General features: G+C 48.2%; 10 protein-coding genes. All 10 read right to left on the reverse strand.

Annotation, left to right across the window (positions count from 1 at the left end; all coding sequences use genetic code 11):
• Positions 1–11: 11 nt before the first annotated feature.
• Complete coding sequence (locus TI10_RS16700) at positions 12–2,507, reverse strand: type VI secretion system Vgr family protein (RefSeq protein WP_244161633.1); 2,496 nt, start codon at positions 2,505–2,507, stop codon at positions 12–14.
• 692 nt (positions 2,508–3,199) lie between these two features.
• On the reverse strand, positions 3,200–3,559 hold the full coding sequence (locus TI10_RS16705) for a hypothetical protein (protein WP_049584522.1): 360 nt from the start codon (positions 3,557–3,559) through the stop codon (positions 3,200–3,202).
• Positions 3,560–4,074: 515 nt separating this feature from the next.
• Positions 4,075–5,070: a putative type VI secretion system effector gene (locus TI10_RS16710; protein WP_049584523.1), complete on the reverse strand. Its 996-nt coding sequence runs from the start codon at positions 5,068–5,070 to the stop codon at positions 4,075–4,077.
• A gap of 77 nt (positions 5,071–5,147) precedes the next feature.
• Complete coding sequence (locus TI10_RS16715) at positions 5,148–6,143, reverse strand: putative type VI secretion system effector (protein ID WP_049584524.1); 996 nt, start codon at positions 6,141–6,143, stop codon at positions 5,148–5,150.
• Positions 6,140–8,740, reverse strand: coding sequence for a T6SS effector BTH_I2691 family protein (locus TI10_RS16720; RefSeq protein WP_049584525.1), 2,601 nt, complete (start codon positions 8,738–8,740; stop codon positions 6,140–6,142). The genes TI10_RS16715 and TI10_RS16720 overlap by 4 nt, the downstream gene beginning before the upstream one ends.
• Positions 8,737–9,768 carry a DUF4123 domain-containing protein gene (locus TI10_RS16725; RefSeq protein WP_049584526.1) on the reverse strand — a complete coding sequence of 344 codons (1,032 nt, stop codon included), beginning with the start codon at positions 9,766–9,768 and terminating at the stop codon, positions 8,737–8,739. The genes TI10_RS16720 and TI10_RS16725 overlap by 4 nt, the downstream gene beginning before the upstream one ends.
• 10 nt (positions 9,769–9,778) lie before the next feature.
• Positions 9,779–12,151: a type VI secretion system Vgr family protein gene (locus tag TI10_RS16730; protein ID WP_244161634.1), complete on the reverse strand. Its 2,373-nt coding sequence runs from the start codon at positions 12,149–12,151 to the stop codon at positions 9,779–9,781.
• Between the two features lie 546 nt (positions 12,152–12,697).
• Positions 12,698–13,096: a hypothetical protein gene (locus tag TI10_RS16735; RefSeq protein ID WP_049584527.1), complete on the reverse strand. Its 399-nt coding sequence runs from the start codon at positions 13,094–13,096 to the stop codon at positions 12,698–12,700.
• Positions 13,097–13,290: 194 nt separating this feature from the next.
• Entirely contained in the window at positions 13,291–13,755 is a 465-nt protein-coding gene (locus TI10_RS16740) for a cytochrome c oxidase assembly factor Coa1 family protein (protein ID WP_049584528.1), read from the reverse strand.
• Positions 13,756–13,874: 119 nt separating this feature from the next.
• On the reverse strand, positions 13,875–16,553 hold the full coding sequence (tssH, locus tag TI10_RS16745) for a type VI secretion system ATPase TssH (protein WP_049584529.1): 2,679 nt from the start codon (positions 16,551–16,553) through the stop codon (positions 13,875–13,877).
• Between the last annotated feature and the right edge of the window lie 99 nt (positions 16,554–16,652).

Here is a 16,652-nt window from a genome sequence, read left to right on the forward strand (position 1 = left end):
CTCTCAGTAAGTTAAAAGTGTTCAATATTCAGTTTGTCCGGCGTGGCGGTATGAATTTCAACGGTTTTACCGTTTTCATCACTCATCCCTTCAAACACTTGTCCATCCGCGGTGGTTATGCGGTAACGCCTGTGAGGTAAAATTTGCCCGCTGTCCTGATCTTTTAAGGTAAAAAACCCACTGTATCCCCGTGGCAGCACCGGCGCTGGAGAATGAATATTCTCAGCGCCCATTTTTTGTATATTGGCCGCTTTCAACAGGATGTTGCCGGGACAACCTAATTCGATATTGCCGTCTTTAATCCGAATATAACCACCGCCGCTGGACAGCAAGATTTCCCGATCGGCACTGACCGTGACCTTGCCCTCTACGCTGGTGATATCAATATCCTTTTTAGCCAAAGTTGACAGTTCATCATCCTGTGCCTGTATCGCCAGCTTTCCCTGATGAGCAAATAATTGCATGCCAGACTTTTGCGCAAACAGATTCACCGATTCACCACCAACCGCGGTAATGTCTTTCAACGCGCTGATATCGACATTTTTCCCCGCTATTACGCCAACACTGCGGTTGCCCGATGCCACTCTGACCGATTCAGGACTGACAATCCCTATCCCTTGTGGCGCATGCATCAGTATTCCCGGCTTTTTCAGCCCTTCCAGCGTCTGGTTAAGGTTAGTCTGTGCGGCACAATCCCCCGGTTTACCTTGGCCGACTTCTGCCGCCTGTGATAATGATTTTGCAATAGACAAAGCCGTTTCTAATTGCTCGATCACCGCCGCCATATCTAACTGCTGCCCGGAGGCTTTAACCTGCTGATCCGCGCTGATAAACAGCCCCTTCCCGGCCCGGATCGCCCCCCAGTCGTCGGTGCGCAACTCAAACCCTTCGCCGCGCTTGTTGGGATGCGGGCGCTGTCCGTCCACCAGATGGCCCAGATTGAGCTGGCTTTTCCCGCCGTATTCGGTACTCAGTTTGATGTGCTCTTTTCCGCGATCATCGTCCATCCGCAGTTTGTTGTTAGCCGGGGTGCGCAGCACGTTGCGTCTGTAGTTGTAGAGCGTCACGTGGTCTTCATGCCGGGAATCATGCAACGCATGGGCGATGTAGGGCCGGTCCGGGTTACCCTGCTCAAACGCGATCGCCACTTCCGTTCCCGGGATCAGCGGCCAGTGAAAACCGTGAGTTTTACCGGCATACGGCCGGGCTAAACGCACCCACAGGCTTTCGCCCCCCAACGGCCATTCATCCAAATCAAAATCAAATTTGACGCGGTAGCGCCCCGTGATGTCGATATGGCCGTAGATGTCATTCGGCCAGTCGCTGGTCACCCGCGCCGGAACCGTCCCGGCAATCACCGGCCGTTCCCTCAGCCCCGGCCGGTAGCTCAGCACTTCGCTGTAAGGCATGCCGCTAAAACTGACCAGATAGTTGCTGTCACGCCGGGCGCTGCTGCGCATGGAAACAATCAGCACCCCCGCTTTTCCCACCGCCGCCGGTCTCTCCCCTTCCAGTTCCAGCACTAAACCGGGAACCAACATCGGGGAGGAACTTTTGCCGCTGATCAGGCGCTGCCGGTACAGGTCGCGCTCGTGATGCAAACGGGCGTAGAATCCCGCCGTTTCCGGCGCCGGTTGGATCTGTTCTCCCTTCTCAAGAAAGTTATCGCCATAACGGTAAATTTCACCAACTACGGTGGTATCCCGATCCCGGCCGACCTGATATTGCAGGTCATTGCCCGCTTCCCGGTAGTTGTAGTCCCGCACCTTCACCCCTTGCGTCACCACCTGATGCTCAACGTGCAAATCCCACACCGAATCATGGTCGTTGTGATTCATGCCCGCCGGGTCACGTAACGGCAAACTCACGTCGTACTGATAATTGCGCTGGTTATCCCCAAACCGCACCACTTCGATCCCCAGACGGCCGTCCATTTCGAAGCGATACCAGATCCCCACCTCCGCCAGAATGCGCTGGATAAAATCCAGATCGCTCTCCTGCCACTGCACTACCAATTCCCGCTTTGGGTAATCCCGCGCCAGCGTGAACAGAAAATCCTGCCCGCGAAATTCGTGTCGTTCACGCAGGATCTTTTCCACGATTTCCGGCACCGACTGGTGCTGGTAAATCCCACTGCGTCGGGTATGGCGCAGCAACGCCAGATAGGGTTCCAGACAGACCTGATAGCGTGTTTCATCCGCCGAGGCGGCCAGCCGGTTAAACCGGGTGATGACGCCATGTACTTTACGCGCCTGTTCCGGGTTTTCCGGCGCCTGCAAGATAAACGCGGCCGGTTTGTTCAACATCGCCGCCGGGTCGATATCCCGGGTCGGGCTGGTGAAATCAATGGTGTAGCAATACGGGGCGCACAGGCGCTCTTCCCCGGTGAAGCTGAATACCTCCAGCTCGGCCTTGCAGCGCCGGATTTCAAGCCGGTAACGGGCATGGCCCGGCAATACGGGTTTACTCGCCTGAAGCTGACGGGCGCGCAGCATTTTTCTGTCCATCAATAGTTTTCCTCCGATATCGGATAAAACGGTCGGTTCACTCAGCGAAAAGGGCGCCCCACTTTTTAATAAAGTGCCTGTCGTCATAAGCGGTTATGTCAATTCAACTCCCGAAAATCCAGCCGAATATATTCCCGGTTGTTAACCCTGATAAATGCGGGGAACAGTCAATCGATGCCGGTATTGCTTAATTGCGAGCTGACCGGAATAAAAATAATCGCGAAGGCCGGTGATATGCCCGCGAATTAATAGATTCATTAATTACCTATAGGGTGACTGAATAATTTATATCCTCCCTGCGGGTGAATATAAAGATCAAGTCTTTTTTTATCAAACAGCACAATATGCTTAATATCAACGGCGAAATTCATTATATTTAAACCAATTCTAAACAGGATTTAATTTGTTGATATAAAAAGGTTGCATTGATTTAAATAATATGAAATCAATTCACCCTTCTGATATTCATCTCTTTCAATATCATTGAAATAAAATATATTTTTATATCATTTTCAACAGGTTAATCAATATTCAATTACAATTAAGGCATTATCACACTCTCCGCCTTATGGTTAATATTCATTATCATCAATACGTTACCAATGCGTAAAAAAGAATAATTCTCAGTTATATTCTGCGAATGAGAATAGATTGCATTATTTATGCATAACGCTATCGATAATAGCCTCACTCTACATCACAATCGTGTCAGTCACTTTCTCCGGTAAAAATACATCATTGTGCAACCCAGCCATATATCGGTTGGCCCAACCTTGCCACTCTTTATTAATATATTGGCGCTCTTGACTCCAAAAACGATATATCCCCAGACGGCAACCAAAGAGATTTAGCCGAAGTCCAAATGCAGCCAGCCATATTAGACCTACCACACCAAAGATTATCCGCCATTGTTGTGGCCTGATGTATCCAGACCATAACACATAGCAAGTCATACCGATGCAAACAATAACCATGCCTGAAACCAGCCAATGCCATAATACAGGAGAGATAGTCTCCTGCCGGATTGCTATCACGGGTTTATTCCAGCTCATATTCTTACCTTTATAGAAAACATTTGAGGCAACCTGAAAACGACATAGAGAAAACAATATCTTACGACACAGAATAAAATACCATTGACTCTACGTTGCTTAATTTTCTTTTTTAAGAATAATTCTCATTACTCTCGGTTTAACTTAAAATAACTCAAGAGAACCTAAAGTATTAATAACACCATATAAAGAAAACCATACTTATTTCATGGGATTAGGTGCAATCCATTGAGTCATTTCCCCATACAATAACGCCACTGTTTTGTTTACATTCAATCACCAGCATCTCTTTATCATTACAGGGAACTGGTTAGATTCAAAATGACGTATTTAGTTCAAAGAAATTCATCACACTGCGAAAACTATAGCCAGAAGGATTGAGTTTTCCGTTTTTAAGCAGTCTTTATCCTCGGTAAAAAGAACGACAAACACTCATGAGATATTCCTTGATTTCATCCATCAAATTTTTTACTTTGTTTTTCATACCGTTGGTTCTGTTATTTGATTACTTGAATTCAGTAATAGTAATAATAGCTTGCAAAACAAGCCCTATCTGGCAAAACCCTTTCACTTTCTTTACCGGTTCTCTCACCTAATGAATTGGTCTTGATTTCTTTAAGCTTCTTCTTTGTAAGTTTCTCAAGGTTAATTTCCGTAGGATTAGGAAAACCCAATACAGTAAAAATCTCCTCAGCCAGCCTGAATGTTGGTTTAGGGTTTCTCATGCAGGAAAAATAGATTAACGGTGAAAAGAAAACCGCCAGCCCCCCCCAAAATGAAGACATATATTCTATATATCCCACAAGATCTTCCTTAATAAAGAAAAACCACATTATCACGGACATAAAGAAAATAACTAAAGAACAATACCATGTACCAAGTACCTGATATTTGGCATTTGAATGAATCCCCTGTTTACAACGCGGTATCATCGATATCACCTTTAATTCAGGATGGACAATCGCATAAACCACATAATGCCCTTCCTGCTCGGTTACCGCTAATTCAACGTAATCACCGACTTTTGCTACAGTAAATCCCAACCAACCGTGAAATGGCACACCATTGATTTTCCCCCGTACAAAATCACAAACGTCACTTATCCTCACTGTGGTTTGTGAATTAGTACCTGAGGTATTTCCTGCTACCGCCAGCAATAATCCCCCATACAGTTCTCGTTCTTCCTGACGGGCAAAGGCGGCTGGATCATATTCACGATCAGTAAAATAACCAACCACACACAGGGTTTCGAACTCTTCTAATACGCCACTCACTTTGATTAATGGCTTACTAGGTGGTAATTCTGGCGGCGGCGGTTCTTTTGCCAATATTGCATCCAGTTCGGGGATTTTGGCCTGAATTTCCGCAATAGCTTTTTCTACCTCCTCTCTGTCTTCAGGACGACGCTGAATTCTTTCTTGCTTAACCTCAATCCATGTATCAAGACTGCTCCTCTGTCTTTTGATTTCTTCAAAGTCAATAGCATCTTTATAAGGACGACAAGTACTCATATGCCATCCTTTATTGCATTAGCAAAACTTTTGCGTTGTTCTTCACACAGTTAATTCCTGTTATTTAATTACCTGAATCAGTAATAGTAGTAATAACTTAATAAACAATACTTATCTGGCATAATCTTTCCTTTATCTGGTTCCTCATCTGGGGAGTTAAACTTGATTCTCTTCAGCCTCTTTTTTGTGAATTGGTAAATATCCAGATTCGTAGAATTCGGGAAATCTAATACTGTGAAAATCTCCTCAGCCAACTTCACTGAGGGCCTGGGTTTTTTTAGACGATGGTAATACGTGCTAGGTGCAAATATTGCTATTATCACAAGACTAAATAAAGACATATATTCCAGAAATCCGACAAGATCTTTGTCAATAAAAAAAACACCCCCTATCGCTAAAATTAACAGATAAAGAGAAAGAAAACAGCAAGTACCAAATATCTGCGCCTTAGCATCTGCAAGAATCCCCCTATCACAACGCGGGGTCATAGAAACCACCCTTAATTCGGGATACGCAATGGCATAAACCACATAATGTCCCTCTTGTTCCGTCACCGCTAATTCAACGTCATCACCCACTTTTGCTATGGTAAACCCTAACCAGCCATGAAAGGGAATACCATTGATTTTCCCCCGCACAAAATCACAGACATCACTCACCCGAACTGACGTCTGTGAAGTCACAGCCGCCCCTGAACTATTTCCTACCATCGCCAGTAACAGTGCTCCATATTGATCACGTTCCTCCTTACGAGCAAAAGCGACCGGATCATATTCACGATCGGTAAAATAACCAATTACACACAGGGTTTCGAACTCTTCCAATACACCACTCACTTTGATTAATGGTTTACCCGGCGGTAATTCTGGCGGCGGCGGCTCTTTTGCTAATATTGCATCCAGTTCGGGGATTTTAACTTGAAGTTCCGCAATGGCTTTTTCTACCTCTTCTCTGTCTTCAGGACGACGCTGAATTCTTTCTTGCTTAACCTTTACCAATATATCAATGTCTTTTCTTTGATCTTTTATTTCATCAAAGTTAATAGCCTCTTTATAAGGACGAAAGGTATTCATAAACCCTCCTTAATTGCGTCAGCAAAACTTTTACGTTGTTCTTCACACAGCTCATTCCGATGCGATTCAAGGTAAATAGATTGCGTAGACTGCAAATTTTTTTCTGGTTCCAAACCAAAAACACAGCTTCGACACCACTTTTGTAAATCATTATCAGAAAAATACATCACTAACTCTTCAACTAGAAAAATAACGAGCATCACTTCCCAGCTACACAACCAACCAATCATTTCACACAATAAAGCCCTTTCCCCTCCTTCAATCATTAAACTTTTAGCTGAAAATAATGCCCTTTTAGCTAATATTTCTAATAAACCCTTTAATGCTGTTGTGAATTGTGCAAAATCATAAATCACTTTAAGACCATAAAGACCAATAAACTGCCAGCGCCCTCTGCCACGCCATTCAGAATAAAGGTCACTAATATCTACCCCCAGATTTAATGCAGAAGCAACCGTACTAGCACCCGTCCCAATAAACTTAATGGTGTTGGTGGCAGCCATATTTTTTATGCCGTGCTTCACCATCGGCTCCACAATCTCCATTGCCGTACTCAATGTGCTTAAAAACGCGGCGGTCACCTGAGCGTGGCTCTTGGTATCCCCCTTACTCTCTTTGAATTGATTGGCATACTCCAGTCCATTAAAAAACAAGACTAAACATTTAATCCGGGATTTTTTTAATACCGGCTCTCCTTCAGCACTTTGAGCAAATTCTTTAAACCTATCGTTATAACTATTTCTCGTTTCAAGACGAGCCTCTGCTCCCGGTCTCTTAAGTCTTTCCAATACCTGTTGCCGAAACGCATTACCCTCCTTAAGCTGTGATATCGACAAATCAACCGCCTGATCAAACGCCACCCCTGAAATCACCGAGAATAGCCCCTTACTCAGCATTTCATTGGTGCTATTCAGCACTTTGCCTAAACGGGTAAAATTAAAGAATCGGTCCCCCAGCGTCACCAGTCGCCGATCACTGTGCAACATCGCCCGGGCAAAGGTGCTGTTGGATTTGGGCGGCTTTTCCAGCGCTTCATTCGCTTTATCGTAGGCTTCAACCAGTTTTCCACTCAGCGTCGTCACCGTTTTCATAAACGCTGAGATGTCCGCCGGTTTTTCATTCCCCTTATTCAGCTTCATCTTCTGTAAAAACTCGTCCATCTCTTTCATGACTTCCGGGTTATTCAGCAATAATGAGCGCCAGACAATATTGTCCGGTGACAACGCGGAATATTGATCGATTTGATCATCTAAAAAGGCACAGCCGGTTTCGGTTACATTCAGCGAAGCGATGGCATAATCCACCGCCTCGCGATAATTGAGGTTGTCCTCCAGTCGGGTGGAATGAAAATCCTGACAACAGGTGATAAACCCGCTCTGTTTTAACCAGCTCACTCTGAACTGGGCCAGTGGCTCCAGCTTTTTCGCCACTTCGGCACAAAGATCGGCATAACATTGGTTAAATGCCTGTCGTTTAGCCCGATTCAGCTCTGCCGCATATTTCTTCCAATCACGGGCAAAGGCTTGCTTATCCGATTCGATGGCGTGACGGATTGTATCCTCTCTGAGTTTGTCCCACTCCTGAACGGACAAACCCTCAGAAGCCGCCAAAATGGTATCCTTTTTTTTATCCGGCTTTTTGATATGTGTGGCGTGCATTTGACGCAACTGATTCTCCACCCCATTCAATGCACTGTCGGTCATAAACTCAATCGACAATTCATCCAGAAAGGTTTTATGCGCCCCAACAATATCATCACTCCAGCCCGCTAATTCATGCGCTATCCCGATCGGATCATGCAACGCGATTAACACCGGCGAGACCGGCTTGCCATCATCTGCCAGCCCCCGCTTTTGCATCGCCCTGACTGTAATGTCCGCACACCCCGCCCGCGTTTTACTCCACGGATACAAGGTGCCCTGCGGTCTCACCGCATTGTGATAAACTTTGTAGTAGGGCGCCTCTTTCAGTGTCCCGCTGATACGCGCCGCTTTCGGATTACAGGGCAAAACATATTTACCTGAGTCATTGTCGCCCAGACAGTAATCGATGACGGTATTCAGGTTTTCTACCGTCGCCTGAGCAATCCCCACCCCTTCCGGCACCCCGCGCCACTGCCACGGTTTCACGCACTGCATCCGCTTTTCCCGCGCTTCGCGGTTGTTGTGATAATACTCGATGGTCTCCCAGCTCCACGCTGAGGGCGTGAAAGCCAGCCAGGTCTCCTGATACAAGGCGATATCTCTTAGCGCAATAAATTCCATATTGGCGCTCTGATGGGTCGGCGCATGACAATCTGCGGTTTTCTTGGGGAAGATACCAAAAGGGGCATTCAGATTTTGCCACAGTGCGCCATCCTCGCTAACGCTCCAGGTATCCCAGCTCTCCCGTTCACCTAATCCGGCATTAACGTAATAGACATACAAAAACCCCTGCCGTAAGGCACGCAGCGCATAATGGTAGCCCGGCACCGTCGGCTCTGGCATTTCCGCCCACGCCGGCAAGGTTTCAGAAACGTTATCAGGCACCACGGTATAACGCACCGGCAGCAACGCCGGTCCGGTGGATTCACACATCCAACATAATGATCGATTCATAACAAAATCTCCTGGTTCTCTGAGGGAATAATGGCAGGATTGAGATAGCCGCACTCACGAGCCAGTGCCGACCACGCTTCTACTGTCAGTCCGGCGGTCCGCTCGACATAACCGCCAGCGCTCTCGCCGCCTTCATTGGATAACAGCGACTGTATTCGGGGGTGTAAATCAATCTCCGGGTGATATAGCAAGCCGTGCAATGCGCAGGTTTCCAGCTCCAGAGCATCATTAAAGGCATAGCGTTCAGTTACCCGGCGCAGCAAGGCCAGCATAATATGCAGAGATTCCAGCTCCGTCCGGCGTAACTGATTACGGTGTGCCTGACGATATTGTCGCAATGCCCGGTTCATCGGCCCCGACCAGACCATTTCTGCCACCTGTGCCGCTGTCAATGACAATGAAAAGGTGTACAGTTCCTTCGCAGACTGAGCATTGTCCCGGTGCAGTAACCGGCCGTCGCCGTCAATCAGATACCAGTCGGTTAACGGCCCCAACAAACGCGAGCGTTGCCAGCTATCCAGCAACGGCCATATAGCATGATTCACCGTCGGATCGTAAAAACGCAGCACGATTTGCCGTACAGGTGACAATGTTTGTACCGCAATCATCCCGATATGGTGCGCAATCGCGGCGGCCAAGCTGGCACTAAACAACCAGCCACACACCATTCGCCCACGTCCGGCAATCAACTCCGCCGGTTCGGCTTCCTGCAACGCCTGCGTGACGCTCAGCGCCAGCAGTTCAGCATCCTCCGACTGATTGATATCCAGTGATATCAGCCAAGGGGAATAGCGGGATTCGAAACGATGATGTTTTATCTGCGTCGGTATTGCCGCCGGCTGATGATTCAGGATGGCCGCCGGTAATCGTTCTTCCTGTCGGTCATTGAGAAAAACCGCCGGGTCAACCAGCAACCATCCTCGTCCATTGTGCCGGGTAAACACCGTATGCAATTCAGCCAACAGACGGGTTCTCTGCCTGTCTATAACATCAAGAGAAAAGTCATAATCAATTTGAGTCTGGGTCATCAGATCTTCCTCATTCCATCGTACTATCGTGAGCACTTGCCACATGCTCTGCCGTTGACGCACAACGCTCAGGCAAAGTCAGGTTTGAACTCTGACTCACCGGGCCGTTTTTCTGCAAAATGTCACACTGGAATCGGGCATTTTTCGGACCGGCAAAGGAAATATGCCCGTCTTTCAGAGAGATATAAGCCCCGCCGCATTCCAGACGCAGTTCCGTTTTCGCCGAGACGGTCACGCAATCCTGCTGACTTGCCAGCGTCAGCGCCTGTTGCGCCAACACATCCACCGCGTCAGTCTGTGCCTGAATCTCTACCCGGCCGGAAGCCGCCAGCAGTTTTAGGCCCAACGTTCGGGTGAACAAACTCAGCCCGTTCCCCACCGCCAGCCGGAATTTCTTCATGATGCTCATATCCGCATCACAGCCGACGGTGGTTATCAGGTTCTCCCCGGCGGAAAGCTGCAAATTGCCCGGCGTCACCTGAGCAATGCCTGAGGGCGCAGAAAGTAAGAGCGCCCGCTGTTGCAGCGCTTTAAGAGTGTCATTCATAAAGGCGGCCTGCGTTTCAATATCAGCCAGTTCCGCTTTCGCCGCCTCAGCGGCATGACGCAACCCCGCCGCGGTCTGAAACGCCGCCTCCAGTTCAGCCAGCGCCCGCTGCATATCCAATTGCTGGCCCGACGCTTTAATCTGCTGATCGGCGCTGATAAACAGCCCCTTCCCGGCCCGGATCGCTCCCCAGTCGTCGGTGCGCAACTCAAACCCTTCGCCGCGCTTGTTGGGATGCGGGCGCTGTCCGTCCACCAGATGGCCCAGATTGAGCTGGCTTTTCCCGCCGTATTCGGTACTCAGTTTGATGTGCTCTTTTCCGCGATCGTCGTCCATCCGCAGTTTGTTGTTAGCCGGGGTGCGCAGCACGTTGCGTCTGTAGTTGTAGAGCGTCACGTGGTCTTCATGCCGGGAATCATGCAACGCATGGGCGATGTAGGGCCGGTCCGGGTTACCCTGCTCAAACGCGATCGCCACTTCCGTTCCCGGGATCAGCGGCCAGTGAAAACCGTGAGTTTTACCGGCATACGGCCGGGCTAAACGCACCCACAGGCTTTCGCCCCCCAACGGCCATTCATCCAAATCAAAATCAAATTTGACGCGGTAGCGCCCCGTGATGTCGATATGGCCGTAGATGTCATTCGGCCAGTCGCTGGTCACCCGCGCCGGAACCGTCCCGGCAATCACCGGCCGTTCCCTCAGCACCGGCCGGTAGCTCAGGATTTCGCTGTAAGGCATGCCGCTAAAACTAACCAGATAGTTGCTGTCACGCCGGGCGCTGCTGCGCATGGCGACAATCAATACCCCCGCTTTTCCCACCGCCGCCGGTCTCTCCCCTTCCAGCTCCAGCACTAAACCGGGAACCAACATCGGGGAGGAACTTTTGCCGCTGATCAGGCGCTGCCGGTACAGGTCGCGCTCGTGATGCAAACGGGCGTAGAATCCCGCCGTTTCCGGCGCCGGTTGGATCTGTTCTCCCTTCTCAAGAAAGTTATCGCCATAACGGTAAATTTCACCAACTACGGTGGTATCCCGATCCCGGCCGACCTGATATTGCAGGTCATTGCCCGCTTCCCGGTAGTTGTAGTCCCGCACCTTCACCTTTTGCGTCACCACCTGATGCTCAACGTGCAAATCCCACACCGAATCATGGTCGTTGTGATTCATGCCCGCCGGGTCACGTAACGGTAACTTCACGTCGTACTGATAATTGCGCTGGTTATCCCCAAACCGCACCACTTCGATCCCCAGACGGCCGTCCATTTCGAAGCGATACCAGATCCCCACCTCCGCCAGAATGCGCTGGATAAAATCCAGATCGCTCTCCTGCCACTGCACTACCAATTCCCGCTTTGGGTAATCCCGCGCCAGCGTGAACAGAAAATCCTGCCCGCGAAATTCGTGTCGTTCACGCAGGATCTTTTCCACGATTTCCGGGACTGACTGATTCTGGTAAATCCCGCTGCGTCGGGTATGGCGCAGCAACGCCAGATAGGGTTCCAGACAGACCTGATAGCGTGTTTCATCCGCCGAGGCGGCCAGCCGGTTAAACCGGGTGATGACGCCGTGTACTTTACGCGCCTGTTCCGGGTTTTCCGGCGCCTGTAAGATAAACGCGGCCGGTTTGTTCAACATCGCCGCCGGGTCGATATCCCGGGTCGGGCTGGTGAAATCAATGGTGTAGCAATACGGGGCGCACAGGCGCTCTTCCCCGGTGAAGCTGAACACCTCCAGTTCGGCATTGCAGCGCCGGATTTCAAGCCGGTAGCGGGCATGGCCCGGCAACACGGGTTTACTCGCCTGGAGCTGGCGGGCGCGCAGCATTTTTCTGTCCATCAATGGTTTTCCTCCGATATCAGATAAAACGGTCGGTTCACTCAGCGAAAAGGGCGCCCCACTTTTTAATAAAGTGCCTGTCGTCATAAGCGGTTATGTCAATTCAACTCCCGAAAATCCAACCGAATAGAATATATTCCCGGTTGTTAACCCTGATAAATGCGGGGAACAGTCAATCGATGCCGGTATTGCTTAATTGCGAGCTGACCGGAATAAAAATAATCGCGAAGGCCGGTGACAGGCCCCCGAATTAATAGTTCCATTAACTTGATATACAGTCACCGAATAATCCTTATCCTCCCTGCGGGTGCATATTAAAATCAAGTCTTTTTTTATCAAATAGCACAATATGTTTAATATCAACTGCGAAACTCACTCTATTTAAACCAATTCTAAACAGGATTTAATTTGTTGATATAAAAAGGTTGCATTGATTTAAATAATATAAACCCCATTCACCCTTCTGATATTCATCTCTTTCAAAATTATCGAAATAAAATATATTTTTATATCATTTTCAACAGATTAATCAATATTCAAATACAATTAAGGCATTATCACACTCTCCGCCTTATGGTTAATATTCATTATCATCAATACGTTACCAATGCGTAAAAAAGAATAATTCTCAGTTATATTCTGCGAATGAGAATAGATTGCATTATTTAGCATAACTCTATCAATATATTGTCGCTCTTGATGCCAAAAATGATATATCTCCAACCGATCACCAAAGAGGTATAACCGCAGCCCAAATGCAGCCAGCCATATTAGCCCCACCACACCAAAAATTATCCGCCATTGTCGCGGCCTGATGTATCCAGACCAGAACACATAGCAAGTCATACCGATGCAGATAATCAGCACGCCTGAAACCAGCCAATGCCATAATACAGGAGAGATAGTCTCCTGCTGAATTGCGATGACGGCGTTATTCCAGCCCATACTTTTACCTTTATAGAAACTCTTTGAAATAACTTAACAACTACATAGAGAGAACGATATTTTATGACACAGAATAAAATACCATTGACTCTACGTTGCTTAATTTTCTTTTTTAAGAATAATTCTCATTACTTTCCAATTAAATTAAATCGGCTCAAGCGCGTTTTAATAATATTATACAAAGAAAATAATCTTTATTTCATGGGATTATCGACTGCCAGTAAATCGATCAATCGCCCACTTGAATCTGGTTGAACGGTAATATTTTTATATCGCCAATGTCCCGCATGCTTATTTGCATCCACATGCACTGTACCACCAGACCGATTTCCTTTTATAGGAATGTCCAATTCCGCTTCTCTCTCGTTAATACTGCCAGAAACAAACCAGCCTGCTTCTATTGGTTGGCCTAAAATATTTTTCACAACAGGATTCCCTTGTGCCAGCGATAAAGCTTTTTTATATGGCTCCGAAGCTTTCATTACGCCTATGACAATCGTAAATGCACCTACGATGAAAACAGGAATAAAGCAGACGATCATCAATTTCCATTTACGTGCCAACCAATTGCGTTTTTCAGGAATAAAAGGCATCCCCGTCGTTGCTTCGTTATCCGATAAATTCCACTCTTTTTTTATCGTTACATTTTTTGCTTTCATATCTTTAATACCTTTTCATTAGGGCGAAATGCCACGTTATCTTATGTTCGAACTTCTTATTCCATCAGATATAGGGCAGAACCCTATGCACAGTTTCGTACAATTCATTGAACCATTATTTATTTTTCCTCGATATCCAATGAAGCGACCAGTTTAGTATCAATAAAAGCCAGGGTAATACCCTCTTCTTCGTCGAAACCCAACGTCACGCCAGCAGGTTTATTGTGATGGGCCAGACGCTCCAGCAGTGCCTGTGATAACACCGGTAAAATTTGCTGGTTGAGCAGGCTGTCGATATTACGCGCTCCACTGTCCGGCAACAGACAAGCATTCACTAAGGTGTCGCAAAGGCTGCTTTCTACCGTGCAAGTCAGGCCGTAATGGCGATGAAGACGTCGAATCACTTGCTCCAGTTTGATTTCAACAATGCGTCTGAGCGCATCAGCCTGTAACGGGCGGTAAATCACGGTCTGAAAGCGAGCCAACAAAGCCGGCTGGAAGTGATCACGCAGCATCGGATGTAACAGCTCATGCAACATAGCATTCGGAGCATCAGGTTGTTGCGCCAATAGCGCCATCAGTTGATCACTGCCCAGATTTGAGGTCATTAAGATTACAGTATGGCGAAAATCGATTTCACGCCCTTCACCATCGCGCATAAAGCCACGATCAAATACCTGATAGAACAGGTTAATGACGTCACGATGGGCTTTTTCCACTTCATCCAGCAGCACTACACTATAAGGACGTTTGCGTACCGCTTCCGTTAAGATCCCTCCCTGACCATATCCGACATAACCCGGTGGTGAACCTTTAAGCTGAGAAACGGTATGCGGCTCCTGATATTCCGATAGGTTGATAGTGATCAGAGAACGCGCTCCGCCAAACAGGTTATCCGCCAATACCAGCGCGGTTTCGGTTTTCCCTACCCCACTCGGCCCAACTAACAGGAATACGCCCAATGGCCCCTGTTCCGGCGTTAATCCGGTTTTAGCGGCACGTAAACGCTGGGCGATTTCCCGTAACGCTGCCTCTTGACCAATAACCCGCGCCCCCAAATGCTGCTCCAAATGCAACAAACCGGTCTGTTCGTCTTTCAGCAAGCTACTTAATGGAACGCCGGTCCAATCAGCAATCACCGTTGCTACAGAACGCACATCAACGTCCGACGATAATAACGGCTGCCCTTGTTGCAGTATCGCCAGTTGCTGTTGCAACAGGGCTATATCATCCTGTCGGCTGATATCCTGCCGGGCATCGAGCAACTGTTGCGTGAGCTGTTTTTCCTGTTGATACTGTTTATCCCGCTGTTGTTGCTGTAGACACAGTTCATGGCGCTGCATGTCAATTTGTGCCAAACGGTCTGAATGATGGCATTGCCCCAAGGCGATATCTTCCAGTATCGCTTGTTGCTCTATCTCTAGCGCGGTCAATTGGGATTGAAGCTGCGTCAACGCCTCCGGTACCGTGTCCAGACTCATCCTTACGCGTGCGCTGGCGGTATCCAGCAGGTCTACCGCTTTATCTGGAAGCTGTCGCCCAGTCAGGTAACGGCGAGATAAAGTGACAGCAGCTTTCACCGCATCTTCCTGAATATGTACACCATGATAACGGGCGTATCGCGCTTTCAATCCACGCAGCATCAAGCAAGCTGTTTCATCGTCCGGTTCATCGACTTTAATCGTCTGGAAGCGTCGTTCCAATGCAGCATCCCGTTCAAAATACTGTTTGTATTCCGACCAGGTAGTGGCGGCAATCGTGCGTAATTCTCCCCGCGCCAAAGCGGGTTTTAGCAGGTTAGCAGCATCAGCGCCCCCCGCCTGATTACCTGTACCAATCAGCGTGTGCGCTTCATCAATAAATAGCAGAATGGGGGTAGGTGACTGTTGTACCGCTTCAATGACGTTTTTCAGTCGCTGTTCAAATTCGCCTTTTACCCCCGCCCCTGCTTGCAACAAGCCCAGATCCAACATCCGCACGCTGACGGTTTTTAGGCTGTCAGGGACATTGCCTTCAACAATACGCAGCGCCAATCCTTCCACCAGCGCGGTTTTCCCTACTCCCGGTTCCCCCACCAGAATCGGGTTGTTTTTACGCCGACGCGATAGGATGTCGATCATCTGGCGGATTTCGCTGTCGCGACCAAATACCGGATCAATAACCCCCTCAGCGGCTCTGGCTGTAATATCCAGCGTGAATTTGTCTAATACGTTCTGCAAGACAGATGATAATGGTTGGGGATTAAGCGCATATTTATCGGTGTCGCTATCCTCAATTTCAGCGATTGATCCATTCGCCGTCAGACTCGTCGCTACTTGTATCTCCGGGCGCTCGTCCGATTGTTGATCCAGCAATGGGCGCAAACGTTGTAGTTGCGTCACATTCAGGTTGAGTAACGGCCAGGTATGATGGGTACGCAACCAAGCCGGTTGGCCGCGCAGTACCTGCAAAAGATGCACCGAGCGAATAGATTCATTACCCTCTTCCAGAGAAGCGACACACCAGGCAACCTGTAGCAAACTACACAGGTCGCTCGATAAGCGTGGGCGTTGATTAATGCTATGCGGCAAACGGTTAATCGTCGTCAGCAACGATTGCCACAACGCATCCATATCCCACTCATAACGTCGAGCAACCACCGTAATATCGCCTTCGCCGCCTTCAAGCAGCTTGAGCAACCAGTGTTCCACAGTGATTTCAGCATGTGCCCGTGTCTGGCAAAATGCAGCGGCAGCTTCCAATGCCTGCGCGCAATAAGAGTTTAAGCGGCACAATAGTGCAGTACATATGGTATCCATATTAAAGTCCCAGTTGTCATTAAGAGGTTAGGCGGTATTCAACAAATGCCCCTATTCTCAGGTAAAAATTTATCTGTCTGGCGAGGTTTTCCTAGCCAG

This window comes from Photorhabdus luminescens subsp. luminescens (assembly GCF_001083805.1).
Classification (GTDB): Bacteria; Pseudomonadota; Gammaproteobacteria; order Enterobacterales; family Enterobacteriaceae; genus Photorhabdus; species Photorhabdus luminescens.

Bases quoted from the DNA above. Each gene is read 5' to 3' on its own strand.
- TI10_RS16730 (WP_244161634.1), bottom strand. From the start codon at position 12,151: ATGGACAGAAAAATGCTGCGCGCCCGCCAGCTCCAGGCGAGTAAACCC.
- TI10_RS16720 (WP_049584525.1), bottom strand. From the start codon at position 8,740: ATGAATCGATCATTATGTTGGATGTGTGAATCCACCGGACCGGCGTTG.
- TI10_RS16710 (WP_049584523.1), bottom strand. From the start codon at position 5,070: ATGAGTACTTGTCGTCCTTATAAAGATGCTATTGACTTTGAAGAAATC.
- TI10_RS16705 (WP_049584522.1), bottom strand. From the start codon at position 3,559: ATGAGCTGGAATAAACCCGTGATAGCAATCCGGCAGGAGACTATCTCT.
- TI10_RS16700 (WP_244161633.1), bottom strand. From the start codon at position 2,507: ATGGACAGAAAAATGCTGCGCGCCCGTCAGCTTCAGGCGAGTAAACCC.
- TI10_RS16735 (WP_049584527.1), bottom strand. From the start codon at position 13,096: ATGGGCTGGAATAACGCCGTCATCGCAATTCAGCAGGAGACTATCTCT.
- TI10_RS16715 (WP_049584524.1), bottom strand. From the start codon at position 6,143: ATGAATACCTTTCGTCCTTATAAAGAGGCTATTAACTTTGATGAAATA.
- TI10_RS16740 (WP_049584528.1), bottom strand. From the start codon at position 13,755: ATGAAAGCAAAAAATGTAACGATAAAAAAAGAGTGGAATTTATCGGAT.
- TI10_RS16725 (WP_049584526.1), bottom strand. From the start codon at position 9,768: ATGACCCAGACTCAAATTGATTATGACTTTTCTCTTGATGTTATAGAC.
- tssH (WP_049584529.1), bottom strand. From the start codon at position 16,553: ATGGATACCATATGTACTGCACTATTGTGCCGCTTAAACTCTTATTGC.